The sequence below is a fragment of the Halorubrum laminariae genome (genome assembly GCF_024494655.1).
GTDB classification, from domain to species: Archaea; Halobacteriota; Halobacteria; order Halobacteriales; family Haloferacaceae; genus Halorubrum; species Halorubrum laminariae.
In genome coordinates, this window is sequence record NZ_JANHDL010000001.1 from 230,150 (window position 1) to 243,935 (window position 13,786).

General features: G+C 66.8%; 14 protein-coding genes. 7 read left to right on the plus strand and 7 right to left on the minus strand.

Translation table 11 applies throughout. The features are described 5' to 3' along the window. Nucleotides 1-2,472, plus strand: a complete 2,472-nt coding sequence (locus tag NO887_RS01065; protein ID WP_256416660.1) for an efflux RND transporter permease subunit — start codon at nucleotides 1-3, stop codon at nucleotides 2,470-2,472. 59 nt (nucleotides 2,473-2,531) lie between these two features. On the opposite strand, the gene NO887_RS01070 is transcribed toward NO887_RS01065, so the two are convergent. After that, on the minus strand, nucleotides 2,532-4,070 hold the full coding sequence (locus tag NO887_RS01070) for a tubulin/FtsZ family protein (RefSeq protein ID WP_256416661.1): 1,539 nt from the start codon (nucleotides 4,068-4,070) through the stop codon (nucleotides 2,532-2,534). Between the two features lie 57 nt (nucleotides 4,071-4,127). Next, nucleotides 4,128-5,300 (minus strand): tubulin/FtsZ family protein, encoded by a 1,173-nt coding sequence (locus tag NO887_RS01075; protein ID WP_256416662.1) that lies wholly within the window; start codon nucleotides 5,298-5,300, stop codon nucleotides 4,128-4,130. Between the two features lie 205 nt (nucleotides 5,301-5,505). Here NO887_RS01075 and NO887_RS01080 point away from each other — a divergent pair, with 205 nt between their 5' ends. Continuing rightward, the gene (locus NO887_RS01080; RefSeq protein WP_256416663.1) at nucleotides 5,506-5,937 is read left to right on the plus strand and encodes a DoxX family protein; all 432 of its coding nucleotides are present in this window, start codon (nucleotides 5,506-5,508) and stop codon (nucleotides 5,935-5,937) included. On the opposite strand, the gene NO887_RS01085 is transcribed toward NO887_RS01080, so the two are convergent. Next, complete coding sequence (locus tag NO887_RS01085; protein WP_256416664.1) at nucleotides 5,912-6,217, minus strand: hypothetical protein; 306 nt, start codon at nucleotides 6,215-6,217, stop codon at nucleotides 5,912-5,914. The two genes, NO887_RS01080 and NO887_RS01085, sit on opposite strands and share 26 nt — an antisense overlap. Nucleotides 6,218-6,373: 156 nt before the next feature. On the opposite strand from NO887_RS01085, the gene NO887_RS01090 reads away from it, so the two are divergent. From NO887_RS01090 to NO887_RS01100, 3 genes are all read left to right on the plus strand, one after another. Next, nucleotides 6,374-6,613, plus strand: a complete 240-nt coding sequence (locus NO887_RS01090; RefSeq protein ID WP_256416665.1) for a ribbon-helix-helix domain-containing protein — start codon at nucleotides 6,374-6,376, stop codon at nucleotides 6,611-6,613. Then, complete coding sequence (locus tag NO887_RS01095; RefSeq protein WP_256416666.1) at nucleotides 6,606-7,331, plus strand: queuosine precursor transporter; 726 nt, start codon at nucleotides 6,606-6,608, stop codon at nucleotides 7,329-7,331. The genes NO887_RS01090 and NO887_RS01095 overlap by 8 nt, the downstream gene beginning before the upstream one ends. A 91-nt stretch (nucleotides 7,332-7,422) precedes the next feature. Continuing rightward, nucleotides 7,423-8,154 carry a DUF5781 family protein gene (locus NO887_RS01100; RefSeq protein WP_256416667.1) on the plus strand — a complete coding sequence of 244 codons (732 nt, stop codon included), beginning with the start codon at nucleotides 7,423-7,425 and terminating at the stop codon, nucleotides 8,152-8,154. A 413-nt stretch (nucleotides 8,155-8,567) separates the two neighbouring features. Here NO887_RS01100 and NO887_RS01105 read toward each other — a convergent pair whose 3' ends face one another. Then, a complete protein-coding gene (locus NO887_RS01105; RefSeq protein ID WP_256416668.1) occupies nucleotides 8,568-9,947 on the minus strand; it encodes a hemolysin family protein in 1,380 nt (459 codons plus the stop codon). Between the two features lie 142 nt (nucleotides 9,948-10,089). Here NO887_RS01105 and NO887_RS01110 point away from each other — a divergent pair, with 142 nt between their 5' ends. Continuing rightward, entirely contained in the window at nucleotides 10,090-10,350 is a 261-nt protein-coding gene (locus NO887_RS01110) for a glutathione S-transferase N-terminal domain-containing protein (protein WP_256416669.1), read from the plus strand. A 1-nt stretch (nucleotide 10,351) separates the two neighbouring features. Then, nucleotides 10,352-10,861: a redoxin domain-containing protein gene (locus tag NO887_RS01115; protein WP_256416670.1), complete on the plus strand. Its 510-nt coding sequence runs from the start codon at nucleotides 10,352-10,354 to the stop codon at nucleotides 10,859-10,861. Nucleotides 10,862-10,909: 48 nt separating this feature from the next. Here NO887_RS01115 and NO887_RS01120 read toward each other — a convergent pair whose 3' ends face one another. The 3 genes from NO887_RS01120 to NO887_RS01130 form a co-directional block, all read right to left on the minus strand. Then, nucleotides 10,910-11,893, minus strand: a complete 984-nt coding sequence (locus NO887_RS01120) for a replication factor C small subunit (protein ID WP_256416671.1) — start codon at nucleotides 11,891-11,893, stop codon at nucleotides 10,910-10,912. A gap of 89 nt (nucleotides 11,894-11,982) precedes the next feature. Further along, nucleotides 11,983-12,933, minus strand: coding sequence for an electron transfer flavoprotein subunit alpha/FixB family protein (locus NO887_RS01125; RefSeq protein WP_256416672.1), 951 nt, complete (start codon nucleotides 12,931-12,933; stop codon nucleotides 11,983-11,985). Next, on the minus strand, nucleotides 12,930-13,718 hold the full coding sequence (locus tag NO887_RS01130) for an electron transfer flavoprotein subunit beta/FixA family protein (protein WP_256416673.1): 789 nt from the start codon (nucleotides 13,716-13,718) through the stop codon (nucleotides 12,930-12,932). The genes NO887_RS01125 and NO887_RS01130 overlap by 4 nt, the downstream gene beginning before the upstream one ends. Between the last annotated feature and the right edge of the window lie 68 nt (nucleotides 13,719-13,786).

Here is a 13,786-nt window from a genome sequence, read left to right on the forward strand (position 1 = left end):
ATGTCGCTCGGCGAGCGCACCGAGGCGTGGACGCGACGGCTCAACGACGCCATCGTCGACAGCCCACGCCGAGTCATCGTCATCTTCCTCGTACTCACGCTGGTGTTCGCCGGCGGAATGGGACTCGTCAGCACGGACACCGGAGCCACCGACTCGTTCACCGAGGGCCTTGACGAACAGGAGGCGCTCGACGCCGTCAATCAGGAGTTCGAGGACCCGTTTGAACCAGAGAGCGAGTCCACCCAGCTCATTCACTCGGGCGGTAACGTCCTGACGAAGGAGGCGCTTGTCAGAGATCTCCGCGTCCTAGAGGAAGTGGAATCGCGCGACGACCTGCGCGTCGCCTCGACGAACGGCCCGGCGACGGTCGTTGCTCAGCGGATCGACCCGTCGGCGACCACGGCGGCCGAACAGCGGCGTGCGATCGAGTCGACGAGCGCGACGCGAGTCCGGCAGATCGTCCGCGGCCTGTCCGAGAATCCACGGTTCACCGGAACGCTCGCGACCGATTTTAACCCGACGAGCGCGAGCGCCTCGGCGTCGATCACGGTGGTCTCTCACGATGTGCCCGCCGGGTTCTCCGACGGCGACCTCCAAGAGGTCCAGACGACGATTCGGTCGATTGCGGCGGATCAGCCCGGCGAGATCACGGCGTTCGGCACCGGTGTGACCAACGCGGAGACAGCCAACGTCATCGGCGACTCCCTCACCATCGTGATGCCCGTCGTCGTGCTGTTGCTGCTGTTGTTCTTAGTCGTCGCCTATCGCGACCCGATCGACCTCTCGCTCGGACTGTTGTCGCTCCTGATGACCGTCATCTGGACGTTCGGGTTCCTCGGCTTCTCCGGGATCCCGTTCAGCCAACAGCTCATCGCCGTCCCCGTGTTGCTGCTCGCGGTGGGTGTGGACTTCGGGATCCATATCATCAACCGCTATCGCGAGGAGACCGTCGCGGGGTACGAGGCCACGGAGGCGATGCGAGAGGCGAACAACCAGCTGATGATCGCCTTCATCATCGTCACCGTGACCACCGTGTTCGGGTTCGGCGCGAACGTCATCTCCGATCTCGGACCGATCCGGAATATGGGGATCGCCTCGGGGATCGGGATCATCTTCACCTTCCTGATCTTCGGGCTGTTCCTCCCGGCGGCGAAACTGGAGGTCGACGAACTACGCGAGAAATACAACGTCCCCGAGTTCAACTCCGCGCCGATCTCCTCAGAGGACTCGACGCTCGGGAAGTTCCTGACGTTCCCGGCGCAAGTCAGCCGGTACGCGCCGATCGCATTCGTCGTCGTGTTACTCGTGACGGGCGGCATGGCCGCGACGTACGGCAGCGGCGTCGACACCTCCTTCGAGACCGAGGACTTCCTTCCGCCGGAAGAACAACCGGCCTACGTGACCGGCCTCCCGGAACCGTTCGCGCCGAGCGAGTACACCGTCACCGAGACGCTGAACCTCCTCGAAGATCGCTTCTCGACAAATCAGGATCAGTCGGTGAAGTTGTACGTCGAAGGGAACTTCGAGGAGGGGCACGCGCTTGAGGCCCTCGCCGATCCGAACGATGATGCGCCGGGAGCGCTCGCCGTCGGCGACGGCGGGAGCGCGCAGCCGACCAGCATCGTGACGGTGATGCAGTCGCACGCCGAACAGGATCCCGAGTTCGCCGACCTAGTCGCCCGAAACGACATCGACGGCGACGGGATTCCCGACCGCAACCTCGCCCGAGTCTACGACGCGCTGTTCGCCTCGACGTCGGGCGACCGCGCCGAACAGTACCTCACGCCGGACCGACGGAGCGCGCAGGTCGACTACGCGATCGATTCGAGCGCTTCACAGGCCGAGGCCGCCGTCGACGCCCGACAGTTCGCGGGGGACTTCCGATTCGAGACGACGGCGACCGGCCAGCTCGTCGTCTTCGACGCGGTGACGGACATCATCTTCAACTCGGCGATCCAGGGACTGATCCTCGCGATGGGGCTGACGGGGCTGTTCCTCGTCATCGCGTACGCCGTCTTGGAGGGCAAGCCGCTTCTCGGGATCGTGAACCTCTTCCCGATCCTGATCGCGATCGCGTTTCTGCTCGGGACGATGCGGTACCTCGATATGTCCCTGAACGCGCTGACCGCGACGATCCTCTCCATCTCGATCGGACTCGGGATCGCGTACTCGGTGCACGCGACCCACCGGTTCATCGATGAGTTCAACGAGGGCGCTGACGCCTACGAGTCGATGATCATCACGCTCTCTGGGACGGGCGGTGCCCTACTCGGGAGCATGCTCACGACCTCGCTCGGAACGGGTGCGCTCGCGCTCGCCATCACCCCAGTGCTCGGCGACTTCGGTCTATTGATGGCGCTCAGCGTGGTGTACTCGTTCGTGTTCACTGTCGTCGCTCTCCCACCCGCGGTGCTGTTGTGGGAGCGATACAACGGCACGTGGGACGGCCTCGCGATGCCCATGACGGGGTGAGGAATACCTCCCGCCTCAGCGCCGGAAGCGAGTGCGTCTCAGGCGTCTCAACGATCCGTTCACTTTTCTGCGTCCTCGCCGGGTGCGTCGTCAGTGAATTCGAACTCATGATCGCGCGCCGCGACGGCGTCACCCGTGTCGGGGTCGGTCTTATCGGAGTCGGCCGTACCGCGTTCACCCACGTCAGTACCGCCGACGTTAGGCGATTCGATACCGTCGTCAGTAGGTTCGATATCGTCGTCACCGCGGTCGATGTCGACCGTTCCGCCGTCGGTATCGGTGAGCGTGGTGTCGCCGGTGTCCTCCGCGCCGCCGGTGTCCTCCGCGCCGCCGGTGTCCTCCGCGCCGTCGGTGCCCGTCTCACTCGGCTCGAACGCGCCGGCCGCCGTCGCCCGTGCCTGTAGCTCGTCGATGCGCGGGACGGTAGTCACGTTCGCGAAAAGCACCGTCGCGGTGATCGTCGAGGCGTCGGGAAGCGGCTCGTCGCCGGCGAGCACCTCCACGGTCCCCGTCTCCTCTTCGAGGAGATACCGGCCCGTCTCGAAACCCTTCCGGGAGATCGCCGACGGAGGCCCAGAGAGGATCAACAGCGCGCGGTCGGTCGAGGTGATGTCACAGGGCAGCGTCAACTCGGCGTTGAGCACCTGCTGGACGAGCCGTTTGACCGTCGCCGCGTCGGTCTCTTGGCCGCCGCGGGTGTCGTCCGCGAGTCCGAGAAGTCGGAGCAGGCGAGCCATTAATCCCGACGAGTCGGTCTCGATGGTAACCGTCTCGCGGCCGATCGAGGCGAGGCCGCCGACCTCCAGCGTTCGCCGGATGTCTGCCGGGTCGATCCGCATCTCGGAGGGGGAAGTGGGGGCGCGCTCGCCGGCACCGAACAGTCCCACGATCCGCGTCGCGATCGCGTCGTTGATCGCGTCGTAGCGCTCGTCGACCGGCTCTACGCCGTGTCGCCACGCCTCGTTATCGACCGGGAAGACGGCGTCGGCGAGTGGAACGAGCGTCCGGATCCCGCGGGCGGCGGTCAGTGCTCGGCGGTCGGACTCGGTCGACGCCGGGAGGACGCCGAGCGCGTACACCGGACTCTCGTGGACCGCCTGCAGTTCCTCGACGATCACGCTCCCGACGCCGGCTCCCGTTCCGCCGCCTAGTCCGGCGACGACCATCGTCGCCGCCACCTCGGTCTCGTCGATGCTGTCCAGCGCGCGACGGATCTCCGGGAGGTCCGTCGTGGCGACGTCGGCACCGACTTCCGGGTCGCCGCCGACGCCGGGGCGTTCGGTAGACGACTTATCCGATCCGTCGCGGTCCGAGTCCGAGGCGGCTTCCGTGTCGTCTGCGTCGACGCCGTCCACGTGGGTGGAACTCGTGTCGTCCGCGTCGGCCGCGACGCGCTGGGTCACGTCCGGGTGGGTGTCGCCGATCAGGACCTGCCGTTCGTCCGGGATCGACTCGGTCTCGTCGAACGCGTGCGCCGCGGTGTTGAACGCGAGGACGTTCCCTTCGGTGAACCACCGGCCCGTCTCCGCCTCTGCGGCGACCAGCCGGTCGACAATTCTCGTGCCCGCGTCGCCGACGCCGATCAGAGCGAGTTTCATGTGTGCCTCGCCTCTCGTTGCGGCCGCCCCGCCTCTGCGGACCGTCGGTTCCGATCGTTAGACGATCGGGTCGAGGTCATTGTTGTCGTCGGTGATCAGCGACTCGATCTCTTCGTCGCGGACCGCGTCCAACTCCTGAATCTTGTTCTGGGCGTCGACGGCCTGGTTCTGGATCTCGTCGATCCGAGGCGTCTCAGTGACGTTCGAAAGCAAGACGACCGCCGCGAGCGTCGAGGAGTTCGGGCGGGGGTCGTCGCCGGCGAGCACGTCGACGGTGTCAGCCTCATTCTCCAGCCACTCGCGGGCGGACTCGACGCCCTTCCGCGAGATGACCTCCGGCGGCCCGGCGAAGACGATCAGCGCGCGGTCCGCGCTCGACACCTCACAGGGGACGGTCAGTCGAGAGTTGACCGCCCGGCGGACGAGCCCCTTGATCTTGGCGGCGTCGGTCGACTCCGCCTGCGGCTCCTCGGCGTCGTTGAACTTCGAGAGCAGCCCCTCCTTGGGAACGTCGAGGTCGGTCGACGCGTAGCCGATCGAGGAAACGCCGCCGACATCGAGGGTTCGCATGATGTCGCTCGAGTCCATAGCGTTCTCGCCGACATCGGACTCGTCGACCTCGCCGGCCGCGAGCAGCGTGACGATCCGCGTCGCAAGCTCTCGGTTCATCTCGGCGTACCCCTGCTCTATCGTCTGGCCGCGCGAGCGCCACGCGTCGTTGTCGAACGCGATGAAGTTGTCGACGTTGGTGACGAACGACTGCAGCGAGCGGGCGGCGTTGAGGGCCGGCCGACCGCCCTCGTACTGGCCGGGAAGCACGCCGAGCCCGTAGATCGGCTCGTCGTACATCTTCTGGAGTTCGGTGATAACGACCGGGGCGGCTCCGCTGCCCGTCCCGCCGCCGAGGCCGGCCGCGACCAGCACCGCGTCGACCTCGTGGATCTCAATGTCGTCGAAGACCCGGCGTATCTCGTCGATGTCGGTCTTGGCGACCTCTGCCCCGATCTCGGCGTCGCCACCAACGCCGTGGCCACGGGCCTTGCTGTGGGTGTCACCGATGAGGACGCGGCGGTCCTCCGGGATGTTCTCGGGCTTGGCGAGGTCGGTTCGAGCCGTGTTGATGACGAGCGCGTGTCGGCAGAGGTCCCGACCGGTCTCGACCTCGAACTCGATCATCTGGTCGATTATCTTGCTGCCGGCGTTGCCGACGCCGATCGTCGCGAGCTTCATCGGCCTACCCTCCGGGATCGCTCGGTGGGGGAAGGCGATCGGGTCTGTCGTCCCGCGCTGTCGGTACGGACGTGAATCTCGTTGATCATGGGGTTGTTGGGTGTCTCGTACTCGACGCGTATTAAGCTGTGTCAGACGCGACGACGCAGACGAGGCCGTCTCGAAAGCGAATCCGTTAACACCGCGACAGCCGTCTATTGGATAGATGGAAGACAGAGACGATACATCGGCGAGCACCGCCGACACGCAGACCGACGCCGAAACCGACGGATCTGCACCGCTTTTCGGACGACTGCTCTTCGCCGGCGGACTGCTCGCGCTGGCGGTCCGGAACCTCACGGACCTCGACGGCCGCATCGCGTACGCGGACGCCAAGGGCGTACCCCTCGCCGACGCACTCGTCCCGGCCGCGAGCGGCCTCCTGCTCGGCGGGAGCCTCGGTATCGGAGCTTGGAAGCGCCCGAAGCTCTCCGCGGGAAGCGTCGCTGCCTTCTTCCTCGGAGTCACACCGATCATGCACGACTTCTGGGCGGTTGAGGACGAATCGCGCGACGAAGAGCTCACCTCGTTCCTCCAGAACCTGACGCTGTTTGGTGCCGCGGTCGCGTTCTTCACTCGCGCCGGCGACGGCGAGTGAGCGGGTAGCCGATTGCTCGCTCTCGGGCGGCCGCAGTAGCTGTCCAGAAGAACAGCCATACGAACAGGAACGCGAACAGGAGCCCCGTCGGCGACAGCGCTCGGAGGGGGCTCGCGAGGTCGGCGAGCACCGGCAGCGCGAACAGGAAGACCGCGGCCGCCGCGCCGCCGCCAGCGAGACACTCGATCAGTCGCCAAACCGCGATCTCACCGACGCCGACGTCGCGACTCGAGGGACGCTGTCCCTCCGCTTCCGCCTCCGCGCTCATTGGTGTGGTCATACATACCACTCACCATAATAATCACAATCTTTTATTATAAATCTGCCGGCAAGACGACACGCCGGAAGCGATCCGGTGAGCCGTTCGAGCATCGATATTCTTCACAGAGCACCCGAATAAGAACGCTCTTGAGCGTCCGCGGCGGACTAAATCGACATGCCCAAGATCAGCGTGGAGATCCCCGGCGAACTGCTCGCCGACCTCGACGAACACGTCGGCGACGACGGGAAGTTCGTGAACCGCAGCGACGCCGTCCGCGCGTCGATCCGCAAGACGCTGGACGTACTCGACGAGATCGACGCCCGCCACGATCGGCTGGTGGCCGAGAGCGCGGGGAGCGAGGACGGGACCGCGGGGAGGGAGGGCGAGACTGACCGCGAGGGCGGCGATGAGTAGCCGAGCGGACGGCCTCGCCGGCACGGACGGCCCCTTCGCAGTCGACCCGCTGGACCGGTCCGCGGTGGCCGCGGTCGCGCTCGTCACCCTGTTCACCGTCGCGCTCGCGACGGCACAGCTCACCGCGGCGAAGGTGATCGCGCTGCCGTTGCCCGTCGCGCTCCCCGTCGTCGGCCCCGAGATCACGCTTCCGGGTGCCGCGCTCGCGTACGCGCTCACGTTCCTCGCCTCGGACTGCTACGCCGAGCTGTACGGTCGCCGCGCGACGCAGGTGGTCGTCAATGTCGCCTTTCTCGCGAACTTCCTCGTGCTCGCGTTAGTGTGGTCGACCCTCGCTGCGCCCGGCGTGAATCCCGAGATCTCGGCCGCGTTTGAGACCGCGCTCGCCCCGGCGACTGGGATCGTCGCCGGTAGCCTGCTCGCGTACGTCGTGAGCCAGAACTGGGACGTGTTCGTCTTCCACGCGATCCGCGACCGGACCGGCAGTGGGCTGCTGTGGCTGCGCAACATCGCGTCGACGGCCACTAGTCAGGCGCTCGATACCGCGATCTTCGTCGGCGTCGCCTTCTACGCGGCTCCGACTCTGCTCGGTGTCGGATCGCCGCTTCCGCCCGCCGCCCTGCTCGCACTCGGACTCGGCCAGTACCTCCTCAAGCTCGCGATCGCGCTGCTCGACACCCCCGTCGTCTACCTCGTCGTCGGCCTCGTCAGCGAGTGAGCGGGGCGCGGAGGTCGCCCGCGCGGACGACGAATACGAGCAGGTGGCCGGCGCAAGAGACTTACCGGTCGCACCCGTGTGAGTAATACACATGGACCTCCGCGTGCAGGGAGACGTGCCTCCCGATCCGTTCCTCGGTGCCGCAGACCTGTTCGAGACCGAGTGCTCGCTCGCCGATCCCGTTCACGTGAAGGTGCGCGAGGACCCCGACGAGCGGACGTGGGCGGGCCACTACGACGGCTACCACGTCCTGAACGTCTCGAAGCGCGCCGCTACCAGTGCGATGGCCCGCGAGCTGGCCGTCCACGAACTGTCGCACATGGCCCGCCACGAGGAGGGCCACGCCTCCCACGTCCAGTCGACGGAGGAGGCGCTATACTTGGGGCTCTCCGGCGAGAAGGTGGAGCGCCGGAAGCTCGCGCACTGTTACCAGATCTCGAACCACATGAAAGACATCTACGCCGACGACATCACGCTCTCGGTCGCGCCGGCCGACAAGCTGCTCGGCTTCTTAGAGTCCACCCTCGCGGCCGCCGTCGCCGACAGACCGGCGGTCTCGCGCGACGGCTCCCCGCCGGTGACGGGTGGCGCGGACCCGGAGATCACCGCCGTCAACGCCGCCTTCGCGCTGGCGTTGGTCGAGCGCCACGACATCGCCGGCCCCGGTCACCGAATCTATGACCTCGCGCGGGCCGCCGGCAGCGACACCGACGCGGTCGACGTCGACGCGTTCAAGCAGCGGTTCCTCGCGCTCGGTCCCGATCCCTCCGAGAGCGACTACCGAAAGGCCCTCGTCGACGCCGCCCGCGCGTACGCTATTTAAAAAATATACAGGAAATAGTAGATCGTAGCGCTCGAACAGAGACACGGTTGGATCGCCGAACGGACCGAGTCGGAGACAGGACTACGGAACGGCGGCCGGATTCGAACACTGGCGCGTGATTCTGACGGTGGCGCGCGCCGGTGAGCGCCGCACCGCGGCGCGAGCCGCCCGCGCGAGGGAGGGCGGCGGCGGCCGAGAGCGGTGCGGGGTCCGCGGCCGCCGCCGACCGAGGCTGGGGAGGCGCGAGGTGCGGAGCGGTACTGTGCGGGCGACGAAGGATCCGAACGCGTGCCCGCAGCGACGATCACCGCACCAGCAACGATGCGTGAACAGCCACCAGCAACGATGCGTGAACAGCCACCAACAACGATGCGTGAACAGCCACCAGCGACGACACCCGCCCGACGGTCGAGCTACGCCGCGTCGTCCGTGGGTGTCTCGGCGTCGCTCGCCTCGTCGTCGGAGAGTACGTCGCCGTCGTCAACATCGAGCACGGTCACTCGGGCGGACATGATCCGAGTGTTGTCCACGCGCTCGATCCGGATGCGGATGCCGTCGAATTCGATCTCTTCTCCCTCCTCGACGAGCCGTCCAGCGCGGTTGAACACGAACCCGGCGAGCGTCTCGAACTCCTCGCCTTCTGGCAGATCGATGTCGAGCAGGTCGTTCACCTCGTCGATGTTCACCTCGCCTTGCACGACCGCGACGTTCTCTTCGATGAACTCGACCGGCGCGGACTCGTCGCCTTCCAAGATCTCGCCGACGATCTCCTCGACCATGTCTTCGAGGGTGATGATCCCCTCCGTCGTCCCGAACTCGTCGATCACGGTGACCATCTGGAGACGGTTGTCCTGCATCTCCGCGAGCAGTTCGTCTGCATTCTTCGACTCGGGGACGTGCAGCGTCGGCTTCACGATCCGTGCCAGCGACGGCTCCCCCTCGGAGTAGCGCAGTTCGCGGACTAGGTCTCGAACGGTGACGACGCCGATGATATTGTCGAGGTTCCCTTCGTAGACGGGGACGCGCTCGTGGTCGGCTTGGATGCACGTCTCTATCGCCTGCTCCACGTTCGACTCCTTCGCGACTGCCGTCACGTCGAGCCGGGGCGTCATCACCTCCTTGGCGATGGTGTTGTTAAAGCGGAAGATCCGGTCGAGCATCTCCCGTTCTTCCTCCTCGATCACGCCCTCGCGCTCGCCCGTTTCGATGATGTCTTGGATCTCGTCGCGGGTGACGTACGTCGACTCGATCGCGGCGGAGCCGCCGATGACGCTGTTGACGCCCTTGACGATGTAGTCGAAGAGCACGACGAGCGGGTACAGCGCGTACTCCGAGAGCTTCAGGGGGCGGGCGATTCGCAGCGCCCACGACTCGGTGTTTTCGACCGCGTACGACTTCGGCGCGCTCTCGCCGAAGATCAACACGAGCGTCGTGATCCCGAACGTCGTCGCCAGCACGGACTGCCCGCGGGAGAGGTAGATCCCGAACAGCGCGGTCGCGATGGAGGTCATCGCCACGTTGACGATGTTGTTGCCGACGAGGATTGTCACCAGCAGCCGGTGAGGGTTCGCCTTCATTTCGCGGATCGTCTCCGCGCCGCGGACGCCCTCGTCGACGAGGCTGTCGACGCGGTGTTGCGGCAGCGAGAACATCGCGATCTCCGACGAGGAGAAGAACGCCGACAGTCCGACTAACGCGAGGATCGCCAAGATTCCGAAGGCGGTGATCACGTCCTGCCCCGGGATCGGAAGCTGGAGGAGGCCGACAGTCAGCGCGCTCAACGACAATCCCATGTTCATTCGTCTTCCGACGGCACGAGGTTAAAGGATTACCTTCGGACGGTGCCGTCATCGGTCCGAGACGACCGCATCGACTACACACGAGGAACGTGCCGCCGCCGATACGATTACCCGTTCCGCGTTCGAAACGTGAGCCATGACAGACACACAGATCACCCTGTACCGACTGCAGGCGTGCCCGTACTGTGAGCGCGTCGCCCGGACGCTGAACGAGCTCGGTCTCTCGTACCGCTCGCGGTACGTCGAGCCGATGCACTCCGAGCGCAACGTCGTCAAGCGCGTCTCCGGCGCGCGGAGCGTCCCGGCGATCGTCGACCCCGAGACCGGCGTGACGATGTCCGAGAGCGCGAACATCGTCGAGTACCTCCGCGGGACCTACGGCGAGGGAGGTGCCTGAGATGCCCGACTTCGATGTCGTCTCTCTGCCCGAGACGGACCACGTCGCCGAGAGCGACACCGCGCCCGACTTCACCCGACCGCTCGTCGACGAGGAGTACTGGGAGGATCGGTCGCTCGATTCCGTCGTCGACGGGCCGACGCTGCTCGTCTTTCACCCGATGGACGGCGCGTTCCAAGCGACGTACCTCTACAACACGGTCGACGAGCACGGGTGGGCCGACGACCTCGACGTGGTCGGACTGTCCGTCTCTACCCCGTACGCCCACAAGCGCCTGCTCGCCGAGCGCGCCGACGGCGTCCGGATCTTCTCCGACCCCGGCGCGGCCGTGATCGAAGAGTACGGCCTCTCCCACCACATCGACGGTATGACCGGGATCACGGAGACGCGCCCGGCCGTGTTCCTCCTCGATGCCGACCGGACCGTCGAGTTCGCCTGGGTCGCGAGCGAACACCCCGAGTTCCCCGACGCCGAGGCGATCGACGACGCGATCGACGACCTGCTCGACTGAGTCGTCGACGGTCGGTTCTCCGGCTTGTCGCTTCAAGCGGTCGACGGCCTACTCCGCAAGCGACAGCGCGGCAAGCAGCGACTCCAGTTGCACCTGCTCGTTCGCCCCCTCCGCGATCCGGTAGTCGGCCTCGCCGATCCGCTCCATCAGCCGGACGGCCTCGCGCTCGCTCAGGTCGAACTCCCAGACCGACCGGTGGAGTTGGTCGATCACGTCGCCGCCGGCCATCCCCGTCTCGGTGAGAAGCGTGTCGAGCGTCGCGCGCGCCTTCGTGAAATCACCGGCCAGCGCGTCCGTCACCATCGACTCGATCTCCTCAGGTCTCGCGGTCGCCGTGATCGCGTACACCGCCTCCTCGTCGACGATCTCGCCGGTCGTCGCCGCGGCCTGCAGGGAGTTGATCGCGCGGCGCATGTCGCCGTCTGCGGCGTAGACGAGGGCGTCGACGCCGGCGTCGGTCACCTCGATCTCCTCCGCCGCGGCGATCTCGCGCACCTGCGCCGCCACCGCCTCGTCCGACAGGGGCGAGAACCGGAACACCGCACACCGCGACTGGATCGGGTCGATGATCTTCGACGAGTAGTTACACGAGAGGATGAATCGGGTGTTGTCGGAGAACTGCTCCATCGTCCGGCGGAGCGCTGATTGGGCGTCATCGGTGAGGCTGTCCGCCTCATCGAGAAACACGATCCGGAAGTCGCCGCCGAACGACGAGCGCGCGAACCCCTTGATCCGGTCGCGAACGACGTCGATACCGCGTTGGTCGGAGGCGTTGAGCTCCAAGAAGTTCCCGCGCCAGTTGTCCTCGCCGTAGATTTCGCGAGCGATAGCGGTGGCGGCGGTCGTTTTTCCCACGCCTGCTTGTCCTGAAAATAACAGGTGCGGCACGTCGTCCTGGTCGATGTAGCTCTGCAGTCGCTCGACTATCTCCTCTTGACCGTGGATGTCGTCGAGCGACTGCGGCCGGTACTTCTCGATCCAGATCTCGCGGCCCGTCGCGGTCGCAGCCGGCTGCTCGTCGGCCTCGCTCATTGCGCGATCGGAGGGTCGGCGGGATGATAAACGAACCGAGAGGCGGGCGAGTCGTCTCGGCTCGGAGATCCGTCGTGCCCCGCGTCGATCTACTCGAACTCCGCGGTGAGCGCGGGAACCACGTCGAACAGGTCGCCGACGATCCCGTAGTCGGCGATGTCGAAGATCGGCGCGTTCGGGTCGGTGTTGATCGCGACGATCGTGTCCGACCCCTTCATGCCGGCGACGTGCTGGACCGCGCCAGAGATGCCGACCGCTATGTACACGTCGGGCGCGACGACCTTGCCCGACTGCCCGACCTGTCGGCTCTTTGGGAGCCAGCCGTTGTCGACGATCGGCCGCGACGCCGACAGGGTCGCGCCGAGCGCGTCCGCAAGCGCTTCGACCAGTTCGAGGTTCTCCTCCTCGCTGATCCCCCGGCCGACCGAGACGAGCACGTCGGCGTCCGCGATATCGACGTCGCCGCCGCCGACCTCCTCGAACCCGGTGACGCGTGCGCCCGATTCCGGCGCGTCGATCTCCACCGTCCCGACGGTGGCGTCACCCACGCCCTCAGCGGGTGCCCACTCGCCGCCGCGAACCGTGATGACGAACCGGTCGCCGGCCACGTCGAGGGTCGTCTCCACCTTCGAGCCGTACATCTCGCGGGTCACCGTGAGCCCGTCGGCGTAGTCGAGCCCGATCGCGTCGGTCACGATCGGCACACCGAGTTCCTCTGCGAGCGCGGGCGCGTAGTCGAGCCCGTTCACGGAGTTCGCGAGTACCACGGAGCCGGCGTCGAGTCGGGCAACCAACTCGCCGACCGCGGCCTGGTAGACGGTGTGATCGAACTCCTCGCCGTTCGAGACCGCGTGGACCGCATCGACGCCCTCGCGGTTCAGGTCCTCGGCGAAGGCGTCGACGTCGCCGGCGACGACCGCGACGTGGAGGTCGCCGCCCCGCGCGTCGGCCAGCTCCCGGCCGGCGGTGATCGCCTCGTAGGAGACGTCTCGAAGGTCTCCGCGGCGGTGTTCGGCGACGACGAGCGCGTCGTCCGTCACGCGTCCACCCCCGACTCGCGCAGGCGCTCGGCGAGGCGCGCCGCGGCCTCGCCGGCGTTGCCCTCGATCAACTCGGCGTCCGACTCGCTCTCCGGCTCGGACAGCGACGTGATCGTCACGTCGCTTTCCACGTCGCCGGCGACGAGTCCCAGATCGGCCAGATCGGTCGCGGCGATCTCCTTCTGTTGGGCCTGTCGAATCCCGCGGAGGCTCGCGTACCGCGGCTCGTTGATCCCGGTCTGGACGGTCAACACGGCCGGGAGGTCGACGTCGGTCAGCTCTTCGACGCCGCCCTCCAGCTCGCGGCGGACGTGCGCGACGCCCGCGTCAGCGTCGACGTCGAGGGCGTTGACGACGGCGGCGTGCTCGAAGTCGATCCGCTCCGCGAGCGCGACGCCCGTCGCGCCGAAGCCGGTGTCCGCCGCTTGGACGCCGCCGAGCACGAGGTGGGGCGCTTCATCGGCAACGACCGCCTCGAACACCGTCGCCTTGGCGGCGACATCGGCGAACCCGTCCGCGAGGGCGTCGTCCCAGACCCGAACGGCGCGGTCCACGCCTTTCGCAAGCACCGTTCGAATTGTCTCCTCGGCGCGTTCCGGACCGATCGTGACGGCGACGACCTCGTCCGCGATCCCGGCCTCGGCCAGCTGCACCGCCGCCTCGACCGCGTAGTCGTCCCACTCGTTGAGGCTGTAATCGAGGTCCGCCGGCGCAATAGCCGTCCCCTCGATCGCGAAGTCGTCGCCAACCTCCGCGACCTCCTTGACGGTCACCAGAACCTTCATGGCCGATACACCGGCGCTCCGTGGGTAATGGCTTTCGGAACACCCACCTCGCCGCGACGAACGGGGGC